This is a genomic window from Nocardioides sp. NPDC000445 (genome assembly GCF_040300245.1).
In the GTDB taxonomy this organism is placed as follows: Bacteria; Actinomycetota; Actinomycetes; order Propionibacteriales; family Nocardioidaceae; genus Nocardioides.
The window spans coordinates 287696-311337 of record NZ_JBEPDH010000006.1 but is presented as its reverse complement, the minus strand read 5'-3'; the positions used below and the strand labels follow the sequence as shown (position 1 = coordinate 311337).

The window sequence follows — 23642 nt, the reverse complement described above, 5'->3', positions numbered from 1 at the left end:
ACTCTTCCCCTCCCCGCCGCTCTTCCTATCTGTCGCCGCCGCCGGTCTCGCGTAGATCGCACACAACGCTACGCGGGGTTTTCCCCGGCCCACCGGGTGCGCCTGAGACTCCCCGGCTTCTGGGCTCAGTCGAGCGGCGGGGCGATCGGCGGCTCGCCGTCGTCGTCGGGGGGCGGGGCGAGCGGCGCGTCGCTGACCGGCTTCTCAGCCGGCTTCTCCGCCGGCTTGTCGGCGGGCGGCTCGACGGCGGCCGGCTTGGCCGGCTCGACCTCTGGGGTCGCGACGGCGGAGCCGAGGATCTCGAGCAGCGTCGCCGGCCGGATCCTGCGGAACTTGCGCGGCTGGGTGCGGTTGCGGTCGAGGACCGCGACCTCGAGGTCCTTGGCGGCGATCTCGCGGTCGTCGGTGTCGGTGTGGCCGAGCGCGGCGACCGCCAGCTTGATGGCGTCCTCGAGCGAGGCACCCTCGGTGTAGCGCTCCTTGAGGTAGCCACCCACGGCCTCGGCGGCACCACCGATGGCGGCGAAGCCGTGCTCGTCGACGACCTGGCCGTCGTAGGTGAGCCGGTAGAGCTGGTCGTCCTCGGCGGAGTCACCGATCTCACCGACGAACAGCTCGACCTCGTAGGGCTTCTCCCCACCCGAGGAGAAGATCGTGCCGAGGGTCTGCGCATAGGCGTTGGCCAGGCCACGCCCGGTGACGTCCCGCCGGTCGTAGGCGTAGCCGCGCATGTCGGCCAGCCGCACCCCGGCGATGCGGAGGTTCTCGAACTCGTTGTAGCGCCCGACCGCCGCGAAGGCGATCCGGTCATAGATCTCGCTCACCTTGTGCAGGGCCGCCGAGGGGTTCTCGGAGGCGAACACGATGCCGTCGGCGTACTGCAGCGAGACCAGCGCCCGACCCCGGGAGATGCCCTTGCGCGCGAAGTCCGCGCGGTCGCGCATCAGCTGCTCGGGAGAGACATAGAACGGAGTGCTCATCGGCCACCCTCCAGCTCGGCGATGGGACCGTCGGGCCGCTGCAGCCTCCCGGTGATGACGGTCTCGGCAACCGCCGCGACCTCGGCGTCGGGCAGCGTACGCCCGCCGTCGGCGGTGATCACGTGGACCAGCGGGAAGAGCTTGCGGGACAGGTCCGGGCCGCCGGTGGCCGAGTCGTCGTCGGCCGCGTCGTAGAGCGCCTGGACCAGCACCGCGACCAGGGTGGCCTCGTCGAGGTCGGGCCGGTAGAGCTTCTTCAGGGCGCCCTTGGCGAACAGCGAGCCGGACCCGACGCCGGAGTATCCGGTCTGCTCGTAACGGCCGCCGGTCGGGTCGTACCCATAGATCTTCCCCTTGCCGGAATCAGGGTCGAACCCGACGAAGAGCGGCACCACCACCAGGCCCTGCATGGCCATCGGGAGGTTGCCCCGCACCAGGGCGGAGAGCCGGCTGGCCTTGCCCTCGATCGAGAGCGTGGTGCCCTCGATCTTCTCGTAGTGCTCCAGCTCGGTCTGGAAGAGCTTGACCAGCTCGACCGCGAGCCCCGCGGAGCCGGCGATGCCGACCGCGGAGTATTCGTCGGACGGGAAGACCTTGCGCATGTCGCGCTCGGCGATCAGGTTGCCCTGCGTCGCCCGCCGGTCACCGGCGATGATCACGCCACCGGGGAAGGTGGCCGCGACGATCGTGGTGCCGTGCGGGGCGATGTCGCTCAGACTGCCCGCAGCCGCGTCGCGTCGCGGGAGCAGCTCCGGGGACTGAGCCGTCAGGAAATCGGCAAAGGACGAGGTGCCCGGCGTCATGTAGGCAGCCGGGATACGGGATTCGGACATCTACTACTGCCCGCCCTTCTGGATGAAGGACTTCACGAAGTCCTCGGCGTTGGTCTCCAGGACGTCGTCGATCTCGTCCAGGATGTCGTCGACGTCGGAGTCAAGCGCTTCCTTGCGCTCATTCACATCGGTCTCGGGCGCGGTCTCGACGGACTCCTCCGTCTCGGAGGACTTCTTCGGCTGCTTCTGCTCCTGTGCCATGTCTTCAACCTATCCACTAGCACCGACAAACCTGAGGAAACAATGCCCGATTTCGCTACGGGAGGAAGCAGAAGTCGAACGTTGGGCCGAGATGTGGCACGAGTCGCGATCGACGCTCAGGAACCGGTCAGCCGGTTGAACAGGTCGACGGCGGTCTCGGAGGAGTCGAGCAGGCCACCGACGTGCTTCTTCGTGCCGCGCAGCGGGTCGATGGTCGGCACCCGCTGCAGCGACTCGCGCCCGGGCAGGTCGAAGATGACCGAGTCCCAGCTCGCCGCGGCGACGTTCTCGGAGTACTTCTCCAGGCAGCGGCCGCGGAAGTAGGCCCGGGTGTCGCTCGGCGGCTCGTGCATCGCCTTCTCCACCAGGTCGTCGGTCATCAGGCGCTGGATCCGCCCGGCGCGGACGAGACGGTGGTAGAGGCCCTTCTCGGGGCGGATGTCGGCGTACTGCAGGTCGATCAGGTGGAGCTTGGGGTCGTCCCATTCCAGGCCGTCACGGTCCCGGTAGCCGAGGAGGAGCTTGTACTTGGCCACCCAGTCGAGCTCGGTGGCGCACTCCATCGGGTCGCGCTCGAGGCGGTCGAGCACCGACTCCCAGCGCTCCAGGACGTCCTTGGTCTGGTAGTCGGCGTCGGAGCCGTAGCGCTCCTCGACGAACTTCTTGGCCAGGTCCAGATACTCCATCTGCAGCTGGACACCGGTCAGCCTGCGACCGTCCTTGAGCGTGATCAGCTGCTTCAGCGACGGGTCGTGAGAGACCGCGCGCAGCGCCGAGACCGGGCCGTCGACACTGAGGTCACGGGTGATGTAGCCGTCCTCGATCATGGCGAGCACCAGCGACGTACTCCCGACCTTGAGGTACGTCGAGATCTCGGCGAGGTTGGCGTCGCCCAGGATCACGTGGAGGCGGCGGTACTTCTCCGGGTCGGCGTGGGGCTCGTCGCGGGTGTTGATGATCGGCCGCTTGAGCGTGGTCTCCAGCCCGACCTCGACCTCGAAGAAGTCGGCGCGCTGGGAGATCTGGAAGCCGTGCTTGGGGCGCTCCTGGCCGATCCCGACCCGCCCGGCGCCGGCGAAGACCTGCCGGGAGACGAAGAACGGGGTCAGGTGCTTGACGATGTCGGCGAACGCGGTCGAGCGGCGCATGAGGAAGTTCTCGTGCGCACCGTAGGAGACACCCTTGTTGTCGGTGTTGTTCTTGTAGAGGTGGATCTGCGGGTTGCCCGGCAGCCGCGCGGCCGCACGGGAGGCGTCGAGCATCACCTGCTCGCCGGCCTTGTCCCAGCGCACCGCGTCCAGCGGGTTGGTCACCTCGGGGCAGGAGAACTCCGGGTGGGCGTGGTCGACGTAGAGCCGGGCGCCGTTGGTGAGGATGACGTTGGCGAGCCCGAGATCCTCGTCGGTGAGCTGGCTGGGATCGGCCACCTGCCGCGACATGTCGAAGCCGCGCGCGTCGCGCAGCGGCGACTCCTCCTCGAAGTCCCAGCGCGCTCTCCTCGCCGTCAGAGTCGAGGATGCGTACGCATTGACGACCTGCGAGGACGCCACCATCGGGTTGGCCTGGGGCTGTCCGGCCACGGAAATTCCGTATTCGACCTCCGTGCCCATCACCCGTCGTACGCTCATCCCGCCACCTCCGTAGCGCAAGCGCAAGAATACGGACGTGGCGGCATGAGGCCGACTGTCGCTCGCTGACGCTCGCTCATGCCTGCAAGGCTACCGGCCATGTGCACGAAGGCACGTGAGCATCCACACGCCACGCTGAGGTTGCCCGACGTTGTTCGGCTGGGCGGCACCAGGAGGAGACCTAGTGAAGGGAGCGTGGCAGCGGTCATGGTGAGGTTGGGCCATGGGAACTCCTGAGATCCGGCGGGCCACTGCCGACGACCTCGACGACCTCTACTCGATCTGCCTGCTCACCGGGGCCTCGGGTGAGGACGCCACCGAGTTCTACGACGACCCCCGATTGCTGGGGAACGTCTACGCCGCTCCCTACATCGTGCTGCGTCTCGGGCTCGGGTTCGTGGCGGTCGACTCCGAGGGCGTGGTGGGCTACGTCGTCGGCACCCCGTTCACCCGCGCCTTCGAGAAGGAGTGCGAGGAGGACTGGTGGCCCGCGCTCCGCGTCGTCAACCCCGATCCGGGGCCCGATCACGACCGGAACGACTGGAACGCCCGGCTCCGCTCCCAGATCCACCGCCCACCGCGGATGCTGGGCGAGATCCTCAGCGAGTTCCCGGCACACCTGCACATCAACCTGCTCCCCCGCGCCCAGGGCCAGGGCGTCGGCAAGGAGCTGATCGGGATGATGCTCGGCGCCTTCCACGTCGCCGGCGTACGCGGTGCGCACCTCGGCGTCGCCGCCGGCAACACCCGCGCGATCGGGTTCTACAGGCGCGTCGGCTTCACCACGCTCGTCGAGGGCGAGGACTCGATGCTGCTCGGTGTCCAATGGACCGGCGAGATGGAAGAGTGAGCCCCCATGGGACTCTGGGAAGCGCGGGTGGTGCCCCACATCGTGGACCGCACCTGCGGGATCGAGCAGCTCGCGCCGCTGCGTCGGCAGGCCTGTGAGGGTCTCCGCGGCCAGGTCGTCGAGATCGGCTTCGGCAGCGGGGGCAACATCGGCCTCTATCCATCCGAGGTCACCGAGATCGTCGCCGTCGAGCCCTCCGACGTCGCCTGGCAGCTCTCGGCCTCGCGCCGTTCGGGCTCATCGGTCCCGGTGAGCCGCGTCGGCCTCGACGGCGCCCGGCTCCCGCTCGCCGACTCTTCGGTCGACACGGGGCTGGTCACCTTCTCGCTGTGCACCATCCCCGACGTCGCCGGCACCCTGTCCGAGATGCGCCGCGTCCTGCGTCCCGGCGGCACCATCGGCTTCGTCGAGCACGGCCTCTCCCCCGACCCGGCGTCGCCCGCTGGCAGCACCGCCTGGACGGCCTCCAGCAGCGCCTCTTCGGCGGCTGCCACCTCGACCGCGACATCCCGCGGCTCATCGAGGCCGCCGGCTTCACCTTCGACCGCCTGGAGCAGTCCTACCTCCCTGGACCGTCGTTCTCGCGGCCGTGGGGGTATCTCTCGGTCGGGCGGGCGGTTCCTTCGTCAAGGTATGCAGGTGAGGGAACACATCCCTAGCGGAGGTCCGCACGGGATGTGTGACTTCGTCTGCATACCTTGACGAAGGAACGAGGGCACCTGTGGGGCGACGGGTTCTGTCGCTGACTCAGCTTGCTCTTCGAAGCGCGCGTCGTATGCGAGCAGCGGTGACAGCGGGGTTGGCGAAGTCGCTCCAGATCAGGCGGATCATCCAGAAGCCAGTCAGCTCGCGCAGCTCGTCCTCGCGCCTCTTCTCCTCGAAGACGACATCGCCGGGATCCTGGCCCGGCTTGAGCAGGCGGCCGTACTTGACCCGTCCGTCGAACTCGCCCAGCAGGCCGAACTCGGGCCAGGCCCAGTCGGTCACTCCGGCGATCGAGCCGTCAGCTCGACGCACCTCGTACTGGAGCTGCGGCTGCGGGAGGCCGAAGGAGCGGAACAGATGCTTTCCACGAGACTCTCCGATCGAACCGGACCTTCCATCGGCAAAGGGGACAAGGCCTCCCACTCGGTGCATGAACGGCCAGTGCTCGACGACCTCGTACGCCGCCTTCAGGCCGTCTCGATCGAACGTCCCGCTCCGCAGACCGGCGTCCAGCAGGCACCAGGCGGTCTCGGTGTCGACGCGAGATGCCGCTTCGAGCACGCATCGCTCGGGGAGCACCGCCTTCATCCCGTCGGCAGCCACCACCTCGTGGTCCAGGCTGAAACCCTCGTGGTGGACGACGTCACCTTCGATCCGACCGGCTCCGCCATCGAGGCGAGTCACATGCACCCGGTCCAGCGGCAGGTTCCAGATGTCGATGCCATGGGCGACGACGGCGGACGTGTGACTCAACGCCACGGCGTCGCCCAGCGACCGCATCACCGCTCGAGATCTGACCTGATGTCGCGCGACCTCGTCGAACTCGAGCCAAGTGGCTCCCGGGGCGTACGCACCGCGGCGGATGCGGTGCCACTCCCCCGAGCGCGTCATGCGAGTGATGTCCCGCTTCGCGTATCCCACCTCCAGCGCCATCTGGGTGGTGAAGAAGCCATCTCGCTCGATGAAGTACTGAAGTGCGTCCATGGCCGCAACCTTCACGCCGCGGCTCGAGGTGAGAAAGCCCAATCCCCCGCCCTGTGGATAACTCCCGATCGAACCGGGAGTGTGGACGGCAGGTGGCCCGGCGTACGTCGTGTTCCTTCGTCAAGGTATGCAGATCAAGGCGCACATCCCCAGCGGAACTCCGCACGGGATGTGTTACTTCGTCTGCACACCTTGCTGGAGGACCACCAGCGCCCCTCAGCGCTTGCGCGTACGCAGCGCGTGAGCGACGTTGACGCCGACGAGGCCGACCCAGGAGATCACCAGGGCGCCGAGGTTGTCGGTGACGCCGAGGGTGATGCTGATCGGGATGCCTGCCACGGCCGAACCTGCGCCCAGGACGAACTGGAAGACCGACGTACGCGACTCGTTGCGCTCGGCGAGGGTGCGGGCGGCGGCGGTGGCGCCGACCCGCTCCTGGACGGTCTTCTCGATACGGTCGGCGAAGCCGGATACCAGTTCGGCGTCGAACGCGTCCCCCAGCTCATGGCGGGTCTCCAGACCTGCCTCGATGTCCTTGCGCGCCATCTCGTCTGCCACTTCAGTCAACCTTAGCGATTCAGTTGCTGGGCGTCGGTGTTCGAGACGATCACGCCACCCGGCTCGGCTCGTCGGGACAGGGCCCAGACCAGCGCCACGACGGTGACCACTGCCCCGAGCACGACAGCTCCGGCAATGACCAGCAACCACGACGCCATCTGATTCCCCCATCCGGTGCGGGCCATCCCGCGAACTCTCAAACACTAGCGCCGCGGGCGGCCTACCCGCAGCCGAATAGACCCCGCCAGAGTTGAGTACGTATGCTCACGCGCCGCCCGCGCGCGAACCGCTGCAATGGTCACATGGACACAGGAGCACGGCCCATCGCGCCGAGGCGGTTCGACTGGCTGAACGACGAGGTCGCCCGCTGGGTGGACGATGGCATCCTCACCGAGCAGACCGCCGGCACCATCATGAGGCAGTACGTAGCCTCTCGGACCGGCTCGCTGACGCGGGTCATCTCCTACCTCGGTGGTGCGTTCCTGGGAGTCGGGCTGCTGTGGCTCGTGGCGACCAACCTCGACGAGCTCTCCCCACTGGTGCGGTTCATGGGGATCGTCGTGGTCTGGCTCGCGTTCACCGCCGCCGCGGAGACGCTCGCTCTCTCCCGCCCCCTACGCGGCGCGTTTCGCGGAATCGCGGCGATCGCCTTCGGCGGGGTGATCTTCCAGGCCGCGCAGAGCCTCCAGGTGCCGGCGTACGAGCCGACCCTGGTGGGGCTCTGGGGAGTCGGGGCGCTTCTCTACGCCTACGCGAGCGCCTCCGTGGCCCCGTTGGTCGTCGGCATCGTGACCACGATGATCTGGTTCGACTGGCAGGTCGTGGCGAGCAGCGAGAGCACGTTCGCCGGCGTGTTCGCGGTGCTCGTCGGGGGCGTGGTGGCGACCGCGATGGCAGCACTCCACGATCGACGCAGGGAGTCGTTCGGCCAGGTGTGGCGGCTCGCGGGCGGCGTACTCGTCCTGGGTGGCCTCTTCGTCGCTGCGATCCCGCAGATCGGCGACCGCGACCTGGCGTGGAGCAGCACCCTCCTCGCGGCGCTGGTGATCGCCGCACTCCTGGTGGCGGTGGCCCTGGGACGTACGAGCGGGCTGTCGCGGTGGGAGGTGCTGGCCGCTGTGCTCATCGTGCCGATCGGGCTCGCGCTGGTCGCTTGGGACCCGCACGTGGACGACCTCGACACCGTGTCGGGCGAGGCGTGGCTGTCGGCGTTCGTCAGCATCGCGGTGTACGTCCTCGTCGCCGGCGGAGTCGCCGTCGACGGCTCTGTGCGCGACCGGACGCTGCTCGTCGTGCTCGCCACCGGGGCGCTGGTCGTCTTCACGACCATGCAGAGCTTCGCCGTCTTCGCGCCGATCATGTCCGGCGCGACCCTGTTCCTGATGCTCGGCGTGCTCCTGCTGGCCACCGGCTTCGTCTTCGACCGCGCCCGACGAGGCGTGGCCGCCAACCTCAGTGAGGCGCTCTCATGAACACTCGCCCGTGGGTCGCGCTCGTCTGCCTCCTCAACCTGGGCCTCGTCGGCTTCGCCGTCGCCGACCAGCTCTCCGCGCGCATCGCCGGTGAGGAGATCCGGCTCCGCGTCGAGCCGGTCGATCCGATCGACCCCTTCCGAGGTGCCTACGTCAACCTCGCCTACACCGACATCAGCAGTCGTACGACCGAGAAGACCGAGGACGTGTACGTCTCGCTGGCACGAGGCGGCAAGGTCTGGAAGGCCACCTCTGCGTCGACCAAGGTGCCTGCCGAGGGCCCGTTCCTGAAGTGCCACGACGACGGCTGGCGACTCAGCTGCGGCATCGAGAGTTTCTTCGTCCCCCAGGACCGGGCTGGGGAGATCGAGTCCGCTGTCAACGGTGGCGATGCCGTCGCGGTGGTGAAAGTCGACTCGCGTGGCAACGCGGCGCTCGTCTCGGTCCAGGTGCGCTGACACAGGTCCCACGCACAGGGCCCGCTGCCACGAAGGCAGCGGGCCCTGCGTACAGGCTCTTCTACAGGTACTGACCGGTGTTGGAGACCTGCTCGATCGAACGGCCGGGCTCGGTGCCCTGCTTGCCGGTGATGAGCGTGCGGATGAAGACGATCCGCTCGCCCTTCTTGCCGGAGATGCGGGCCCAGTCGTCGGGGTTGGTGGTGTTGGGGAGGTCCTCGTTCTCCTTGAACTCGTCCACGCAGGCCTGGAGCAGGTGCTGCACCCGCAGGCCCTTCTGGCCGGAGTCCTCGCCGGAGTCCAAGAACGACTTGATGGCCATCTTCTTGGCCCGGTCGACGATGTTCTGAATCATCGCACCGGAGTTGAAGTCCTTGAAGTAGAGGATCTCCTTGTCACCGTTGGCGTAGGTGACCTCCAGGAAGCGGTTCTCCTCGGACTCCGTGTACATCCGCTCGACGACCGTGCGGATCAGCTCGTCGACGGTGGCCTGCTTGTCGCCGTTGAACTCGCCCACGTCGGTCGGGTGCAGCGGCAGGTCGGGGACGAGGTACTTCGAGAAGATGTCACGAGCACCCTCGGCATCGGGACGCTCGATCTTGATCTTCACGTCCAGACGGCCCGGGCGCAGGATCGCCGGGTCGATCATGTCCTCACGGTTGGAGGCACCGATCACCAGCACGTTCTCCAGGGCCTCGACACCGTCGATCTCGGAGAGGAGCTGCGGGACGATGGTGTTCTCCACGTCGGAGGAGACACCGGTGCCACGCGTACGGAACAGCGAGTCCATCTCGTCGAAGAAGACGATCACCGGGGTGCCGGCCGCGGCCTTCTCACGAGCCCGCTGGAAGACCAGGCGGATGTGGCGCTCGGTCTCACCGACGTACTTGTTGAGGAGCTCGGGGCCCTTGATGTTGAGGAAGTAGGACTTGCCGTCCGCTCCCGTCTTCGCGGCGACCTTCTTCGCGAGGCTGTTGGCGACAGCCTTCGCGATCAGGGTCTTGCCACAGCCCGGAGGACCGTAGAGCAGCACACCCTTGGGCGGCTTGAGCTGGTGCTCGATGAAGAGGTCGGGGTAGAGGTACGGCAGCTCGACCGCGTCCTGGATCTGCTCGATCTGGCCGGCGAGGCCACCGATCGACTCGTAGGAGATGTCGGGCACCTCCTCCAGGACGAGCTCCTCGACCTCGGACTTCGGCACCTTCTCGTAGACATAGCCCGATCGCGGTTCGAGCAGCAACGAGTCACCCGCGCGAATAGCGTCCTGCAGGAGCGGCTCAGCGAGCCGTACGACGCGTTCCTCGTCGGCGTTGGCGATCACCAGGGCGCGCTCACCGTCGGCGAGCAGCTCCTTGAACATCACCACCTCGCCGACCTTCTCGAACTCCATCGCGGCCACGACGTTCAGCGCCTCGTTGAGCATGACCTCCTGGCCATAGCGCAGCTCGTCGAGGTCGACGTTGGGCGATGCGGTCACCCGGAGCTTGCGCCCACCGGTGAAGACATCGATCGAGTCGTCCTCGTTGCGCTCGATGAAGGTGCCGAAGCCTGCTGGCGGCTGTGCCAGCCGGTCGACCTCCTCCTTGAGCTTGATGATCTGGTCTCGGGCATCCCGAAGCGTGACGGTGAGTCGCTCGTTCTGCGACGTCACGGCGGCCAGGGAGCGCTGCGCATCAGCGAGCCGCGCCTCCAGGCCACGCGAAGATCCGGGCATCTCAGTCAGTCTGTGCCGCAGGTCGGTCACCTCAGCTTCGAGGAAACGGACATGACTCTCGAGCTCCTCGGGGCTGCGCCCCTCGGAATGGAATCCATCGGATGTCGACATCAGCACACCTCCTCTACTCCCTCGACCCTACAAGGGTGAGGGGCAGGAGAGGAGAAGGATTTACCGGTGTTGGACACTATTCGTCGACAACGGCCAAGTTCGTGTCAACCCGTGGCACACCGGAAAGATGTGCACGGTTGCAGGACGGACTCAGTCCAGCTCGGCGCCGTCCTCGGGCAGGACCTCGACGACGGGCTCGGGAGCCGGCATGTCGGCCGGGCGCGGACCGGTGTAGTCGGATCCGTACGCACCGGGGGCAGGTCGGCGTGTCTTGCGCGGGGCGCGCTCGCCCGGAGCCAGCCTTCGCGCCGTCACCAGGAAGGCGGTGTGGCCGATCATCTTGTGACCCGGCCGGACCGCGAGACCCTCGACGTGCCAGTCGCGCACGAGCGACTCCCACGCCTGCGGCTCGGTGAACCCGCCGTGGGCACGGACCGTCTCGACGAAGCGGGACAGCTGGGTGGTGGTCGCGACGTACGCGCAGACCATGCCGCCCGGGTAGAGCGCCTCGGCCGCCGCGTCGACGCACTCCCACGGAGCGAGCATGTCGAGGATCAGCCGGTCGCAGCGGATCTGCTGGCGCGGCAGCTCCTCCTGGAGGTCTCCCAGGTTGAGCGACCAGCTCGGGTGGGACTCCCCCGCCGGGGTGCCGAAGAACTGGTCGACGTTCTTGCGGGCGACCTCGGCGAACTCCTCGCGGCGCTCGAAGGAGGTGACCTTGCCGAACGGGCCCACCGCACGCAGGAGCGAGCAGGTCAGGGCACCGGAGCCGACCCCGGCCTCCACGACGGAGGCGCCCGGGAAGATGTCGGCCATGGCGACGATCTGGGCGGCGTCCTTGGGGTAGACCACGGCGGCACCGCGCGGCATCGAGACCACGAACTCCGACAGAAGCGGGCGGAAGACCAGGTACTCACCTCCGGTGGAGGCGGTGACGGTGAAGCCCTCCTCGCGGCCGATCAGCTCGTCGTGGTCGATGTGGCCCTTGTTGGAGAAGAAGCGCTTGCCGGCGACGAGCTCGAAGTTGTGGCGGCGACCCTTGGTGTCGGTCAGCCGCACCCACTCGCCCTCGCGGAGCGGCCCGCGGTGTACGCCCGCTCGGGCCTCGGCCGGAATGTCTGGAATATCAGCGCTTGACACCCGCCGAGGCTACCCGTTTTCCCGGCCAACTCGGCAAACCGCGGCTCGGTCCGGCTCAGGCTCCCGCGCGGAAGGCGGCGTCCACGTCGGAGGTGACCAGTACGCCGTAGATCGAGCCGTCGGGCTCGACCAGGAGGTATTCGGGTGCCGGGGTCTTGGAGATCGCCTGGATCAGGGACTCCCCGTCGATGTCGGCCGGGAGGGTAAGGCCGTCCTCGAGCTGTCGGGTGACCGTCGAGGTGGCCATCCAGGGACGACGGTCCTCCGGGGTCGCCAGCAGCGCGCCCTCGTGGACGAGACCGATCGGCTCGCCGCCGCTGCTCACCGTGACGATGCTGCCGGCTTCGGCCTCCTGGGCACGGCGTACGGCCTCGGCCAGGGGAAGGTCGGCGGGCACGGCCAGGGTGCGGCGGGCGAGGTCGCGGGCGACGAGCAGCGGGAGCCGCATGCGCGCCCTCCCCGACATGATCGCCGCGGAGGCACCGCTCCAGAGGAAGACGCCGATGATCACAGCGAGGACGTAGTCGGTGAGGTCGGGCTGGACGCCGAGGATCTGACCCTGGGTGAAGGGCCACAGCAGCACGATCACCGCGAGGACCCGGCCGGCCCAGCCGGCGACGATGTTGCCACGGTTGATGTCGCCGGTCGCGGCCCACACCCCCGCCTTGAGCAACCGGCCGCCGTCGAGGGGCAGGCCGGGGACGAGGTTGAGCACGCCGACGAACATGTTGGTGAACCACAGGCCGGTGATGAACAGTCCGATCAGGCCGCCAGGGGTGAGAAAGGAGACACCGAAGGCAGCGGCGGCGACGGCCAGCGAGACCAGCGGTCCGACGACGGCGATCCAGAACTCGTCGCGGGGCCGCTTCGCCTCCTTCTCCACGGCGGTCGCGCCGCCGAGGAAGTGGAGCATGATCGCGCCCACGGGGTAGCCGAGCCGCTTGGCGACGACCGCGTGCGCCGCCTCGTGGAGCAGGACGGCGCCGTAGAGGACGACCGCGAAGGCGAAGCCGGCGACGTACGTCAACCAGCCCAGACCCGGCTCCACCGCATTGATCCGGGGCGCCATCAACCAGGCGATCAGCGCCGCGATCAGGAACCAGGACGGCGTCACCAGGACGTCGCTGCCGGCGACGGAACCGACCTTGATCGTGCCCGGGACTCGGGAGGTGGGCGCCTCTTCGACCGGCTTGTCGCCGCCGGGGCGTGGGTCAGGGTCTGCCACATCCCGAGCGTACTTGAGCAGCGGTTGTCGGGTGGTGTCGACCCGGTTGTCGGTGCTGGCGAATACTGTCGACGTCATGAGCACCTCACCTGCCGAATCGCTGTCGACCGCGGTCGACGGCGTCAACGTGCTGGGGTCGCTCTCACCGAGCCGCGCGAGCGACTTCACCTCGTGCCCGCTGCTCTACCGGTTCCGCACGATCGACCAGCTGCCCGAGCCGCCCTCGGAGGCGGCCGCACGCGGGACCGTGGTGCACAAGGTGCTCGAGGACCTCTTCGACCTGCCCGCTCCCGAGCGCACGCCCCGGCAGGCGAGGTCGATGGTGGAGCAGGCGTGGGAGGACGTACGCAGCCTCGACCCGGCCCTGGCGACGCTGTTCACCTCAGAGACCGAGGGCGCGGAGGAGGACTGGCTGGAGTCGTGCCGGCAGGTGCTGCGGCGCTACTTCGACCTGGAGGACCCGCGACGCCTGGAGCCCGCCGAGCGCGAGCACTACGTCGAGGCGCTGCTCGACTCCAAGCTGCTGCTGCGCGGGTTCATCGACCGTGTCGACGTCGCTCCCGACGGCCGGATCCGGGTGGTGGACTACAAGTCGGGCCGCGTGCCCAGCGAGGCGTACGAGGCGAAGGCGCTGTTCCAGCTCAAGTTCTACGCCCTGGTGATCTGGCGCACCCGGGGCGTGGTGCCGGCGATGCTGCAGCTGATCTACCTCGGCTCCGGCGACATCCTGCGTTATGTGCCCGACGAGGACGACCTGCTGGCCACCGAGCGGAAGGCCGAGGCGATCTGGCGGGCCATCCGCACCGCCCAGGAGACCGGCGACTGGCAGCCCAACCCGGGACGGCTGTGCGGGTGGTGCGCCCACAAGTCGCTGTGTCCCGCCTTCGGTGGCACTCCTCCCCCGCTTCCACCGGCCCCCGGCCCCGTGGCGGCAGGTGACGACCGCGATCTCGACTAGGGCCGTAGGCGCGTCTACCAGGATCGACAGGTTGCGGGAGTTATCGTCGCGACGAATGTGACGAATGCGCTTGGCTGAGGAGGTGCGGCTGCTCGTGGGCTCGACGGACTCGTCCACCGGCTCGACCAGCGGGAGCGCGACCTCGTCTCGGCACCGTCCCGACATCCAGGGGCTCCGCGCGATCGCGGTGCTCGCGGTCGTGGCGCTGCATGTCGGCTTCGGGTCGCTGACCGGCGGCTTCGTCGGCGTCGACGTCTTCTTCGCGATCTCGGGCTTCCTGATCACCCAGCAGCTCATGCGGCAGGTACGCACCGAGGGCCGGGTCAGCCTGCTTGGCTTCTACGCGCGCCGGGCCCGCCGGATCCTGCCGGCCGCGACCGTGGTGCTCCTCGCGACGGTCGTCTACGCGGCCCTCTTCCTGGGCTTCGTACGCACTCGGGAGATCGCCCTCGACGCGCTGTGGTCGGCGGCGTTCGCCGCCAACTTCCGGTTCGCGTCGCTGGAGACCGACTACTTCTCGGCGGCGCTGCCGCCCTCACCGCTGCAGCACTTCTGGTCCCTCGCGGTCGAGGAGCAGTTCTACCTGGTCTGGCCCCTGGTGATCCTGGGCTGCCTGTGGGCGATGAAGCGGCGCAGCCGGAACGCAGCCACGGACGGCCCCATCGACCAGCGCGGGCGCAGGCGCGTGCTGGTCATCGCTCTCGGCGTGGTCATCGTGGCATCGCTGCTGGCATCGGCGGTGCTGACCCGGACCAGCCCGGAGGCGGCGTACTTCTCGCCGTTCACCCGCGCCTGGGAGCTCGGCCTGGGCGCGATCGCGGCGATCGCGTTCCGTGACGGCGGGACCCAGGACGCCACCGCGCGGTGGCGGGCGCAGGTGCTCTCCGCGTTCGGGATGTTCTTCATCATCTGTGCCTGCCTGCAGTTCAACGACGCGACCCCGTTCCCCGGCACCCCAGCGCTGGTGCCAGTGCTCGGCAGCGTCTTCATCATCGTGGCCGGCACGCTGTGGCACGGCCCGACGGTGGTCGGCCGGCTGCTGTCGGTGCCGCCGCTGCAGGTGATCGGCAATTGGTCCTACTCGCTCTATCTGTGGCACTTCCCCGTGCTGGTCCTCGCCGAGCTGCAGCTGGGCCGCGAGCTGCGCTGGTGGGAGCAGGTGCTCCTGGTGGCGCTGGCGTTCGGGCTGGCCGGACTCTCCTACCACTACATCGAGGAGCCGTTCCGGCGCGGCATCCTCTGGCGCCGTCCGGCGTTCGGTCGAGCCGCCGCGCTGGGTCCGGTGGCGCTCTACCCGCTGAGCATCACCCTGGTCGCGGTGACCTGCTTCGGTGCCAACACCTACGCCACCGGGACCGCCCGCGACGGCTACCAGCCGGCGATCACGCTGGCCGAGGCCGATTCCTCCGGGTCCGCCGGACCGTCCAAGCAGCCCGACCGGCCCGCCTCGAGCGCCGCGCCGCCCGCCGCCAAGGCGCAGGAGCCCGACCCGCTCCCGGCGCTGCTGAAGGCCTCGGTGCTCGCGGCCCGCAAGAACCAGGCGATCCCGACCAACCTGAAGCCGGGCCTCACCAACCTCTCCGACGACGTGGAGTCGGTCGGTGAGTGCAACTACTACTCGACGAACGTACGCAAGCTGTGCCCGCGCGGTGACGCCGACGCCGAGAAGACGATCGTGGTCATCGGCGACTCCCACGCCCGCCACTGGACGCCCGCGGTCGAGGAGATCGCCGAGCGCTCCGGCTACCGCGCCTACATGCTGGCCATGCCGCAGTGCACCGTCTCTCTCGTCACCCCCGACAAGATCGACAGCACCGACCCGATGACGTCGTGCGACGACTTCCACGACTTCATGCTCTCCTCGGTCAAGAAGCTCCGCCCCGACCTGCTGCTGATCTCGTCGCGTCCGATCAGCGCCGCCTACCACGACTCCTCGGGCCGCCACACCGACCGCGCAGACGTACGCCGCGCCGTCTATCGCGGCTACCAGCGGCTCTTGGCCCAGGTGAAGCCTGTCGCGAAGCGGACCGTGTGGCTGCGTGACGTACCGGCGCTCGAGTTCGACCCGGCCACGTGCCTGAGCAGCAACAAGACGCTCTCTCCCTGCACCTACAAGCCGCTCGAGAGCCAGCAGGACGGCGCCGACCTGCAGATGCAGGCGGCCAAGTCAGCTCGCGTCGAGACCGTCGACCTCGATGACATGTTCTGCGACAGCGTCGGCATCTGCACGACCGTCGTCGGCGACACGATCACCCATCGCGACGGCCACCACCTCACCGCGACCTACTCCAAGGAGCTCGGTCGCACCCTGGGCGAGCGTCTCAAGGTCTGGTGATCATCACCGGGCCGGGTCGGGCTCGGGCTCGGGTGGCGTCTCGGCGCCATCGCGCTCGTCGCGGTCGGCCCACTCGAGCAGCGGCTGGATCGAGAACGGGTGGTCGTCGATGTCGGCGTGCAGGTCACCGATCTCCGCGAACCGTGCCGGCACCGTACGCATCGTGAACTCACGTGGGTCGACGTCCTTGGTCTCCTCCCAGGTGATCGGGGTGGAGACCCGGCCGTCGGGGACGCCGCGGATCGAGTAGGCACAAGCGATCGTGTGATCTCGAGTATTTTGATTGAAGTCGACGAACAGCTGCGCCGGGTCGCGATCCTTGCGCCACCACGCGGTGGTCACCAGCTTCGGTGCCCGGCGCTCGACCTCGCGGGCGAAGGCGTGCGCGGCGCGGCGTACGTCCTGGAATCCGTGCTCAGCTGGGATCCGGACATACACGTGCATCCCGGAGCCACCGCTCGTCTTCGGGTAGCCGACCGCGCCGAGCTCGTCGAGCAGCTCCCGTACGACGCCCGCCACCGTCTGCACGGTCGAGAACGGGCACTCGGGACCGGGATCGAGGTCGATGCGCCACTCGTCGGGCTTCTCGGTGTCCTCGCGTCGGCTGTTCCAGGGGTGGAACTCGACCGTCGACATCTGGACGGCCCAGATGACCGCGCCGAGCTCGGTCACGCAGAGCTCGGCGGCGGTGCGGCCCCAGCGCGGGAAGTAGAGGCGTACGGTCTCGATCCAGTCGGGCGCCCCCTGCGGCAGCCGCTTCTGGTGCACCTTCGGCCCCGCCAGGCCCTTGGGGAACCGGTGCAGCATGCACGGCCGCTCCCAGAGCGCATTGACGATCCCTGGCCCGACGGCGAGGTAGTACTGCGCCACGTCGAGCTTGGTCGCACCGGTCTCAGGGAAGTAGACGCGATCGGGGTTGGAGATCCTGACGACGCGGTTGTCCACCTCGATCTCCACCGACGGCGATGCCTTGGCCATGCTCGCCAGCGTAGGCGCTGAGATGATGCGGTGAAACGAAACTCGCTCATCTCGATCCTCACGGGGGTGTCACGTGGACCTCATCCCGAGGCGTCGAAAGGATGTGAGCACATCGACCGTGAGGCCTCCCGCCGAGGAGTTCGCCGACTTCGTCCATGCGACGGGCGGCGCGCTCTACCGCACCGCGCTGCTGCTGACGGGTGACCATCACCTGGCCGAGGACCTGACCCAGACGACGTACGCCCGGGTCTTCGCGTCCTGGCGGCGGGTCAGCAGGGCGGACAACCCGGCGGCGTACGCACGACGTGTGCTCCTCAACGGATTCATCTCCCACCGACGGCTCCGGCGCAACGCCGAGACGCCGACCTCGACGCTGCCGGACGATCCGGGCAGCGATGCCGACCCCAGCGCCCGGATCGACCTGCTTGCCGCCCTCCAGCGGCTGTCGCCGACCGACCGGGCCGTGCTCGTCGCGCGCTATTGGGAGGACCGATCCGTGTCCCAGACAGCTGCCGACCTCGGACTGACCGAGACGGCGGTCCGCACCCGCTCGAAGCGTGCCCTGGAACGGCTGCGCCCGCTGGTTGCGGACATCTTCCCGGAGAGGACCACCCGATGAACGACCCAGAGACCAGCTTCCGTACGGCACTGCACGAGCGTGTCGCCGACCAGCACCCCGACTACGCGCGGATCTCCGCCGGGGCGATCAGCGCGGGCTCGCGCATCCGCCGCCGCCGGCGGATCACCGTGACCGTCGGCGCCGCTGCCGCCGTCGGCGCATTCACCGCAGGTGGGCTGGGGCTCTCTCAGCTCCTGACCACCACCGCGGTCGACCAGGCTCCCCTCGGCGCTGCCGGCGCACCGTCGGCGTCGGCTTCGACGGCACCCCTCGCCTCCGGGCAGAGCCTCGACCTCGGCGACGGGGTCACCGGACAGGTCGTCACCAACGACGAGGCCACGACGATGGACATCACCATCCAGACGGCCAGCGCTCGCCCGGGCCCCGGGACCGGATTCACCATCGTCCTGTCCGGACCGGCCGGCGCGGTCGAGCAGAAGTGGAGCAACGACACGCTCCTCGAGGACTATCCCGGCGTCACGATCGCCACCGAAGGCGCGCGCGTTGGGCTCGTCGACGAGGTTCCCGTCGCGCAGCCGCCCGGTTGGACGTGCGAGTGGTACCTGATCGACGACGGGGCCTCCTGCACGTCCGAGGACGGTGGTGTGGCCGGCCTGGTGATCCGCCCGGCGGAGGACTACCCGGACTGGAGCAAGAGCGCCGACAAGGCCGGCCCCGGCTCGGGGTCCTACATCACCCCGCTCCACGGCGACATCTTCATCAGCGTCCAGAGCGGGCAGGGCACCACCGACGCCGAGCTCGAGGCGCTCGCGAACTCGCTCAGGTGGACCGACTGACCCGCTAGGAGGTACGCCGCAGCAGCGCCAGGAACATCGCGTCGGTGCCATGGCGGTGCGGCCATAGCTGCACGGTGCCTGCCATCGGCCCGGCGCTGTCAGGCACCGTGCCGACCGTGGCGCCGATCGGCTCGAGGACGACATCGGATCGGTCCTCGAGCACCCTCCGCACCACGCCCTCGGTCTCGGCCAGAACCGGCGAGCAGGTGGCGTAGAGCACGACACCGCCCGGCCGGGCCAGATCGATGGCCCGGTCGAGCAGGGAGCGCTGCAGGTCGACGAGTACGTCGAGGTCGGCCGTGGCTCGCCGCCAGCGTGCCTCCGGCCGGCGGCGCAGCGCTCCCAGGCCGGTGCACGGGGCATCGACGAGGACCCGGTCGAACGTCGCGTCCTTGAAGGGCGGCCGGGTCCCGTCGCCGGCCACGACCCCCGCGGACCCGTCCACGTGCGTGCCGGATGACCGGTCGGTCAGGTTGGCGAGGACGAGTCCGGCACGGTGCGGCTGACGCTCGTTGGCGACCAGCACGGCACCCTGTTGCGCCGCCAGGGCGGCCAGCAGCGCCGACTTGCCACCGGGGCCGGCGCACAGGTCCAGCCACGACTCGGTCCCGGAGTCCGGCCGGTCGCGGTCGGCCTCGGCCAGAGCGATGGCCACCAGCTGAGACCCCTCGTCCTGCACCCCGGCCCGCCCTTCCGCGACCGCGGCGATCCCGGCCGGCGAGCCGGAGTCGAGCGTGACGCCGAAGGGCGAGTACGGCGTGGGCGTGCCGCCGAGCTCGTCGGTCCTCGCCCGCCCGGGGCGGGCGACCAGCGTGACCGACGGCGGCACGTTGCCGGCCTCGAGCAGCGCGTCGATCTGGTCACGACCGACAGCCTCGGCGAGCCGCTCGACTACCCAGCGCGGGTGGCTGAAGGCGACCGTGGCCCAGCCGTCGTGGTCCCTCTCGCGCGCGGGCGCCACCTCGGCGACCCACTCGTCGAGGGACTTGCGGGTGACCTTGCGCAGCACGGCGTTGACGAATCCCGCCGGCCCCTGGCCCACCTTCGACCGGGTCAGATCGACGCTGGTCGAGATCGCGGCATGGTCGGGCACCCGCATGGACAGCACTTGGTGTGCCCCCAGCCGCAGCACATCGAGCACCTTCGCCTCGACCTTGGCCAGCGGCCGGTCGATGCAGGCGGCCAGCACGGCGTCGTACGTTCCCTGCTGCCGCAGCGTCCCCGAGGCGAGCTCGGTGGCGAAGGCCGCGTCGCGGCCCTCCAGCCCGAGGCGGCCGAGGACGTGGGGCAGCACCAGGTTGGCGTACGCCTCATCGACCCGCACCGCCTTGAGCACCTCGAACGCGGCGAGGCGAGCAGGATCGGCTGGCTTGGTGGCCCCACGCGGCTTCCCCTGCGGTCGCCGGCCGGCCCCCGGACGCCTACCCGGCTGTGCCCTATTCGAAGGTGACACCGGACTCCAGACGTACGCCGCGGGCCCAGTCTGCAGCCGGCATCTCCTTCTTGCCGAAGGCCTTCACCCGGCCGAGCCGGACCGCCGTGGTGCCGGTGCCGACGAGGACCTCGTTCTTGCGGACGACCAGCTCCCCGGGAGCCGCCGTGTCCTCGGCCATCGTGACCGGCCCGACCTTGAACCGCTCGCCGTCGAGCAGGGTCCAGGCTCCAGGCGCGGGGGTGCAGGCGCGGACCTGCCGGTCGATGGCCACGGCGTTCTGCGTCCAGTCGATCTGGGCGTCCTCGACGGTGATCTTGTCGGCGTAGGTGATCCCGTCGGTCGGCTGCTCGCGCGCCTCCAGGGAGCCGTCCTCGATCCCGTCGAGCGTGGACACCAGCAGCCTGGCCCCACCTTCGGTGAGCTTCTCGAAGAGCGACCCGGAGGTCTCGTCGGGCGCCAGCGCCTGCGTCATGGTGCCGAAGACAGGTCCGGCGTCCATCGCCTTCACGATCCGGAACGTGGTCGCGCCGGAGATCTCCTCGCCGGCCCAGACCGCACGCTGCACCGGAGCGGCGCCACGGTAGGCGGGCAGGAGTGAGAAGTGCAGGTTGACCCAGCCGTGCCGCGGGATGTCCAGCGCCGACTGCGGCAGCATCGCACCGTAGGCGACCACCGGGCAGCAGTCGGGCTCCAGCGCCTTCAGCTCGGCCTGGAACTCCGGCTCACGGGGATGCTCCGGCTTGAGGACCGGAACCCCCAGCTCCTCGGCCCGCTGGGCCACCGGCGAGGGCACCAGCCGCTTGCTGCGCCCCTGGGCGGCATCGGGCCGGGTGACGACGCCGACGAGCTCGTGGCGCGAGGCGGCGATCGCGTTCAGTGAGGGGACGGCCACCTCGGGCGTACCGGCGAAGACGACCCGCATCAGAACCCGAACCCGTTCGTCGCATGCGGCGAGACCTTCACCGTGGGCTTCTCCAGGCCGAACCACTCCGACTCCCGGATCTCCTTCATCGCCGCCTTGCGCGCGGCCTCGTCGAGCCGGTCGATGAAGAGGATGCCGTCGAGGTGGTCGGTCTCGTGCTGGATGGCCCGGGCGAGCAGCTCGGAGCCCTCGATGGTGACCGGCTCACCGTGCATGTCGAAACCCTTCGCCACCACCGACAGGGCCCGGCGGCAGTCGAAGGTGATGTCGGGCAGCGACAGGCAGCCCTCTCCCCCGTCCTGCGTCTCCTCCGACAGGGTCAGGTCCGGGTTGATGAGGTGACCCACCTGGCCGTCGACGTACCACGTGAAGACCCGCAGGCTCACTCCGATCTGCGGAGCGGCCAGTCCGGCGCCAGGCGCCTCGAGCATGGTGTCGGTCAGGTCGGCAACGAGCTTGCGCAGCTCCTTGTCGAAGTCGACGACCTCGATCGCTGGCTTGCGCAGCACGGGGTCGCCGAAAAGTCGGATGGGCTGGACTGCCACTGTTCTCCTAGGTGGTCGAGCGTGTCGGGACCACTTTACGCGGCGGGGTGCTCGCTCAGAGCGTCGGCGGATCCACCTGGACGCGCACCGGGTCGAGCTTGCGGGCCGAGCGCACCCGCTGCAGCTCCCCGAGCGCCTCGGTGAGCCTCACTCCGAGGGAACGCGGCACCCGTACGACCGCGCGCAGCCGTGGCTCACCGGTCGACGTGGGCTCGGCGGGGACCGGCCCGAGCACCTCCGCGCCCGGCGGGAGCGCCAGCAGGGTGAGCGCGTCGTCGAGCGCTCCGGGAGTGCCGGTGATGGTCGCGAGCCGCGACGCCGGCGGGAGGTGGGCCTCCTGCCGGGCGGCCGCCTCGCGCTGGGCGAACCCGGGTTGGTCCCAGCGCACCAGCGCCTGCAGCACCGACAGCGCCGGGTCACCGACGACCAGCACCCGCCCACCGGGCCGCACCAGTCCAGCGGCGTTGCTCCAGCGGCGCAGCGCCTCCTCGTCCGTACGCAGATCCGGCCGCCCCAGCAGCAGCCAGGTGTCGAGCAGCAGCACCCCGGCATAGCCGCCCTCGGCGACGGGCTCGGCGCCGATGGTCGCGACCACGATCGCCGGAGTGCCCGGCACCGTCTGCTTGACCGCCCCCGCCGAGGAGGTCACCACCCGGACCCCGGCGAAGGAGCGGCCCATCTCCTCGGCCGTACGCGCCTCGCCGATGATCGGCGCCCGCAGCCCGAACCCGCCGCAGGCTCCGCACGCCCAGGCCGCCTCGACGTGACCGCACCAGCCGCACGTCGGCGGCGCGGCCGGCCCGCCGAGCTGCAGCGGCCCCTGGCAGGCCGAGCACCTGGCCGGCGTACGGCACCGGTCGCAGGCCAGCGAGGCCGCGTATCCGCGCCGCGGCGTCTGTAGCAGAACGGGTCCGGTGGCCAGTGCCGCCCGGATGATCTCGTGGGCCTCGCGAGGCACCCGGGAGGCCCGGGTGAGCGGGTCCTTCTCGAGGTCGAAGTCGGTGTCGCCGGTGATCTCGATGCTCACCCGCTCGCGGGCCAGCGCCCGGGTGGGCCGGATCTCCTGCGCCCAGCCGGTCTCGGCCAGGAACCCGGCCTCCACGGTGCGCGCGAAGCCACCGACCAGGGCGGCCGCCTGCTCCTGCTCCGCCCGCAGCAGCAGCACGTCACGCGCGTGCGGGTAGGGCGAGCGCTGCTCGGCGAGCAGGTCGTCGCCGTCGTCCCAGACGACCACCAGCCCGAGGTCGTGCACCGGCGCGAAGGCGGCCGCGCGGGTGCCGATCGCCACCTTCACCGTGCCCCGGGCGACCCGCAGGAACTCCCGGTAGCGCGAGGCCGGTCCGGCGTCGGCGGCCAGCACAGCATGCTGCCCTTCCCCCAGCACCTTCGTCATCGCGGTGTCGAGGCGGGCGAGGTCCTTCCAGTCCGGCACCACGACCAGCGCGCCGCGTCCGGATGCCAGAGTCGTCGCGGTCGCATGAGCGATCAGGTCGGCGTGGTCGGTGCCGGCCGCGGCGTGCCACACCGCGCGCGGCGCCCCGCCGGAGGCGAGATGTCGCAGGAACGCGGCTGCCGGCTCATGACCAGCCCAGGCCGCTGCCGCGGCGGCGGCGTCGAAGGGCCGCCCGGCCAGGGCGACCGCCGAGGGCTCCTTCTCGGTCGAGGCGTGCCGGGGCGGGATCGCCAGCCGGAGCACGTCGGCCCGGGCACCGGCGTAGCGCCGGGCGACCGACTCGCTCAGCGCCGCCACCTGCGGCGTGAGCACCGGCTCGGAGCTGACGACCCGCTTGAGCGGCTGCAGGTTCGCATGCTCGGAGGCTTCGGCCCGCTCCACGACGAACCCGTCGACGTCCTTGGGACCGAAGCGCACCTTCACCCGGACCCCGGGCTGGGCCTCCTCGGCCATCGAGGCCGGGACCGCATAGTCGAAGGGCCGGTCCAGATGGGCCATCGGCAGGTCGACCAGGACCTTGGCCACCGGGTCGACCTCGGCGACCTGTGCCTCCGCGGCCTTCCGCGCCCGCGTCGCCGCGGCCTTCGCCCGGCCCTCCTTGACCCGGTCGCGAACCAGCCCGGGCAGCTCCAGCTCCGCTGCCCCGGCTGCCTCCTGCGGTCCCCGGCTCACAACCGACATTCCTACCAGCCCGCGCCGACAGACCGCCGAGTCGGCTCGTCCTGACCAAAAACCACGCCG

General features: G+C 69.7%; 23 protein-coding genes. 8 read left to right on the top strand and 15 right to left on the bottom strand.

Annotated elements, in window-relative coordinates; genetic code table 11:
• Nucleotides 1-125: 125 nt before the first annotated feature.
• From prcA to dop, 4 genes are all read right to left on the bottom strand, one after another.
• Complete coding sequence (gene prcA / locus ABT304_RS10880; RefSeq protein ID WP_160023019.1) at nt 126-980, bottom strand: proteasome subunit alpha; 855 nt, start codon at nt 978-980, stop codon at nt 126-128.
• The gene (gene prcB, locus ABT304_RS10875) at nt 977-1813 is read right to left on the bottom strand and encodes a proteasome subunit beta (protein ID WP_160023017.1); all 837 of its coding nucleotides are present in this window, start codon (nt 1811-1813) and stop codon (nt 977-979) included. Before prcB ends, prcA begins: the two co-directional genes overlap by 4 nt.
• A gap of 3 nt (nt 1814-1816) precedes the next feature.
• Nucleotides 1817-2014, bottom strand: coding sequence for a ubiquitin-like protein Pup (locus ABT304_RS10870; RefSeq protein WP_008356645.1), 198 nt, complete (start codon nt 2012-2014; stop codon nt 1817-1819).
• 116 nt (nt 2015-2130) lie between these two features.
• Nucleotides 2131-3642, bottom strand: a complete 1512-nt coding sequence (gene dop, locus ABT304_RS10865) for a depupylase/deamidase Dop (protein WP_350715090.1) — start codon at nt 3640-3642, stop codon at nt 2131-2133.
• A gap of 223 nt (nt 3643-3865) precedes the next feature.
• Here dop and ABT304_RS10860 point away from each other — a divergent pair, with 223 nt between their 5' ends.
• Both ABT304_RS10860 and ABT304_RS10855 read left to right on the top strand, forming a co-directional pair.
• Entirely contained in the window at nt 3866-4492 is a 627-nt protein-coding gene (locus ABT304_RS10860) for a GNAT family N-acetyltransferase (protein WP_160023013.1), read from the top strand.
• 6 nt (nt 4493-4498) lie between these two features.
• Nucleotides 4499-5194 carry a class I SAM-dependent methyltransferase gene (locus ABT304_RS10855; protein WP_350715088.1) on the top strand — a complete coding sequence of 232 codons (696 nt, stop codon included), beginning with the start codon at nt 4499-4501 and terminating at the stop codon, nt 5192-5194.
• Between the two features lie 45 nt (nt 5195-5239).
• Here the strand turns inward: ABT304_RS10855 and ABT304_RS10850 are convergent, their stop codons facing one another.
• The 3 genes from ABT304_RS10850 to ABT304_RS10840 form a co-directional block, all read right to left on the bottom strand.
• Nucleotides 5240-6181 carry a type IV toxin-antitoxin system AbiEi family antitoxin domain-containing protein gene (locus ABT304_RS10850; protein ID WP_350715086.1) on the bottom strand — a complete coding sequence of 314 codons (942 nt, stop codon included), beginning with the start codon at nt 6179-6181 and terminating at the stop codon, nt 5240-5242.
• Nucleotides 6182-6397: 216 nt separating this feature from the next.
• A complete protein-coding gene (locus tag ABT304_RS10845) occupies nt 6398-6739 on the bottom strand; it encodes a hypothetical protein (RefSeq protein WP_350715084.1) in 342 nt (113 codons plus the stop codon).
• An 11-nt stretch (nt 6740-6750) separates the two neighbouring features.
• Nucleotides 6751-6924 (bottom strand): hypothetical protein, encoded by a 174-nt coding sequence (locus tag ABT304_RS10840; protein ID WP_350715082.1) that lies wholly within the window; start codon nt 6922-6924, stop codon nt 6751-6753.
• A gap of 117 nt (nt 6925-7041) precedes the next feature.
• Between ABT304_RS10840 and ABT304_RS10835 the strand changes: the two genes are divergently transcribed.
• Both ABT304_RS10835 and ABT304_RS10830 read left to right on the top strand, forming a co-directional pair.
• Nucleotides 7042-8211: a DUF2157 domain-containing protein gene (locus ABT304_RS10835; protein ID WP_350715081.1), complete on the top strand. Its 1170-nt coding sequence runs from the start codon at nt 7042-7044 to the stop codon at nt 8209-8211.
• Entirely contained in the window at nt 8208-8669 is a 462-nt protein-coding gene (locus ABT304_RS10830; protein WP_350715079.1) for a GDYXXLXY domain-containing protein, read from the top strand. The genes ABT304_RS10835 and ABT304_RS10830 overlap by 4 nt, the downstream gene beginning before the upstream one ends.
• 61 nt (nt 8670-8730) lie before the next feature.
• Here the strand turns inward: ABT304_RS10830 and arc are convergent, their stop codons facing one another.
• From arc to ABT304_RS10815, 3 genes are all read right to left on the bottom strand, one after another.
• Nucleotides 8731-10494 (bottom strand): proteasome ATPase, encoded by a 1764-nt coding sequence (gene arc / locus ABT304_RS10825; RefSeq protein WP_091041342.1) that lies wholly within the window; start codon nt 10492-10494, stop codon nt 8731-8733.
• Between the two features lie 150 nt (nt 10495-10644).
• Nucleotides 10645-11634, bottom strand: coding sequence for a tRNA (adenine-N1)-methyltransferase (locus ABT304_RS10820; protein WP_160023001.1), 990 nt, complete (start codon nt 11632-11634; stop codon nt 10645-10647).
• A gap of 55 nt (nt 11635-11689) precedes the next feature.
• Nucleotides 11690-12937, bottom strand: a complete 1248-nt coding sequence (locus tag ABT304_RS10815) for a site-2 protease family protein (protein ID WP_350715077.1) — start codon at nt 12935-12937, stop codon at nt 11690-11692.
• On the opposite strand from ABT304_RS10815, the gene ABT304_RS10810 reads away from it, so the two are divergent.
• On the top strand, nt 12936-13817 hold the full coding sequence (locus tag ABT304_RS10810; protein WP_350715076.1) for a RecB family exonuclease: 882 nt from the start codon (nt 12936-12938) through the stop codon (nt 13815-13817). The genes ABT304_RS10815 and ABT304_RS10810 overlap by 2 nt on opposite strands.
• Before the next feature lie 64 nt (nt 13818-13881).
• Nucleotides 13882-16152 carry an acyltransferase family protein gene (locus ABT304_RS10805; protein ID WP_350715075.1) on the top strand — a complete coding sequence of 757 codons (2271 nt, stop codon included), beginning with the start codon at nt 13882-13884 and terminating at the stop codon, nt 16150-16152.
• A gap of 3 nt (nt 16153-16155) precedes the next feature.
• On the opposite strand, the gene ligD is transcribed toward ABT304_RS10805, so the two are convergent.
• Nucleotides 16156-17130, bottom strand: coding sequence for a non-homologous end-joining DNA ligase (gene ligD, locus ABT304_RS10800; protein ID WP_350715073.1), 975 nt, complete (start codon nt 17128-17130; stop codon nt 16156-16158).
• Between the two features lie 103 nt (nt 17131-17233).
• Between ligD and ABT304_RS10795 the strand changes: the two genes are divergently transcribed.
• Together ABT304_RS10795 and ABT304_RS10790 are read left to right on the top strand one after the other, a co-directional pair.
• Nucleotides 17234-17749 (top strand): SigE family RNA polymerase sigma factor, encoded by a 516-nt coding sequence (locus tag ABT304_RS10795; protein ID WP_350715071.1) that lies wholly within the window; start codon nt 17234-17236, stop codon nt 17747-17749.
• A complete protein-coding gene (locus ABT304_RS10790; RefSeq protein ID WP_350715069.1) occupies nt 17746-18546 on the top strand; it encodes a hypothetical protein in 801 nt (266 codons plus the stop codon). Before ABT304_RS10795 ends, ABT304_RS10790 begins: the two co-directional genes overlap by 4 nt.
• A gap of 4 nt (nt 18547-18550) precedes the next feature.
• On the opposite strand, the gene ABT304_RS10785 is transcribed toward ABT304_RS10790, so the two are convergent.
• The 4 genes from ABT304_RS10785 to ABT304_RS10770 are packed head-to-tail and all read right to left on the bottom strand — an operon-like array spanning nt 18551 to nt 23573.
• Nucleotides 18551-19999, bottom strand: coding sequence for an RsmB/NOP family class I SAM-dependent RNA methyltransferase (locus tag ABT304_RS10785; RefSeq protein WP_350715067.1), 1449 nt, complete (start codon nt 19997-19999; stop codon nt 18551-18553).
• On the bottom strand, nt 19983-20903 hold the full coding sequence (fmt, locus tag ABT304_RS10780; RefSeq protein ID WP_091041330.1) for a methionyl-tRNA formyltransferase: 921 nt from the start codon (nt 20901-20903) through the stop codon (nt 19983-19985). Before fmt ends, ABT304_RS10785 begins: the two co-directional genes overlap by 17 nt.
• Nucleotides 20903-21448, bottom strand: coding sequence for a peptide deformylase (def, locus tag ABT304_RS10775; protein WP_091041329.1), 546 nt, complete (start codon nt 21446-21448; stop codon nt 20903-20905). Before def ends, fmt begins: the two co-directional genes overlap by 1 nt.
• Nucleotides 21449-21503: 55 nt before the next feature.
• Nucleotides 21504-23573, bottom strand: coding sequence for a primosomal protein N' (locus ABT304_RS10770; RefSeq protein WP_350715065.1), 2070 nt, complete (start codon nt 23571-23573; stop codon nt 21504-21506).
• Nucleotides 23574-23642: the final 69 nt, after the last annotated feature.

Bases quoted from the DNA above. Each gene is read 5' to 3' on its own strand.
- prcA (WP_160023019.1), bottom strand. From the start codon at position 980: ATGAGCACTCCGTTCTATGTCTCTCCCGAGCAGCTGATGCGCGACCGC.
- prcB (WP_160023017.1), bottom strand. From the start codon at position 1,813: ATGTCCGAATCCCGTATCCCGGCTGCCTACATGACGCCGGGCACCTCG.
- ABT304_RS10870 (WP_008356645.1), bottom strand. From the start codon at position 2,014: ATGGCACAGGAGCAGAAGCAGCCGAAGAAGTCCTCCGAGACGGAGGAG.
- dop (WP_350715090.1), bottom strand. From the start codon at position 3,642: ATGAGCGTACGACGGGTGATGGGCACGGAGGTCGAATACGGAATTTCC.
- ABT304_RS10860 (WP_160023013.1), top strand. From the start codon at position 3,866: ATGGGAACTCCTGAGATCCGGCGGGCCACTGCCGACGACCTCGACGAC.
- ABT304_RS10855 (WP_350715088.1), top strand. From the start codon at position 4,499: ATGGGACTCTGGGAAGCGCGGGTGGTGCCCCACATCGTGGACCGCACC.
- ABT304_RS10850 (WP_350715086.1), bottom strand. From the start codon at position 6,181: ATGGACGCACTTCAGTACTTCATCGAGCGAGATGGCTTCTTCACCACC.
- ABT304_RS10840 (WP_350715082.1), bottom strand. From the start codon at position 6,924: ATGGCCCGCACCGGATGGGGGAATCAGATGGCGTCGTGGTTGCTGGTC.
- ABT304_RS10835 (WP_350715081.1), top strand. From the start codon at position 7,042: ATGGACACAGGAGCACGGCCCATCGCGCCGAGGCGGTTCGACTGGCTG.
- ABT304_RS10830 (WP_350715079.1), top strand. From the start codon at position 8,208: ATGAACACTCGCCCGTGGGTCGCGCTCGTCTGCCTCCTCAACCTGGGC.
- arc (WP_091041342.1), bottom strand. From the start codon at position 10,494: ATGTCGACATCCGATGGATTCCATTCCGAGGGGCGCAGCCCCGAGGAG.
- ABT304_RS10810 (WP_350715076.1), top strand. From the start codon at position 12,936: ATGAGCACCTCACCTGCCGAATCGCTGTCGACCGCGGTCGACGGCGTC.
- ABT304_RS10815 (WP_350715077.1), bottom strand. From the start codon at position 12,937: ATGACGTCGACAGTATTCGCCAGCACCGACAACCGGGTCGACACCACC.
- ABT304_RS10805 (WP_350715075.1), top strand. From the start codon at position 13,882: ATGCGCTTGGCTGAGGAGGTGCGGCTGCTCGTGGGCTCGACGGACTCG.
- ligD (WP_350715073.1), bottom strand. From the start codon at position 17,130: ATGGCCAAGGCATCGCCGTCGGTGGAGATCGAGGTGGACAACCGCGTC.
- ABT304_RS10790 (WP_350715069.1), top strand. From the start codon at position 17,746: ATGAACGACCCAGAGACCAGCTTCCGTACGGCACTGCACGAGCGTGTC.
- fmt (WP_091041330.1), bottom strand. From the start codon at position 20,903: ATGCGGGTCGTCTTCGCCGGTACGCCCGAGGTGGCCGTCCCCTCACTG.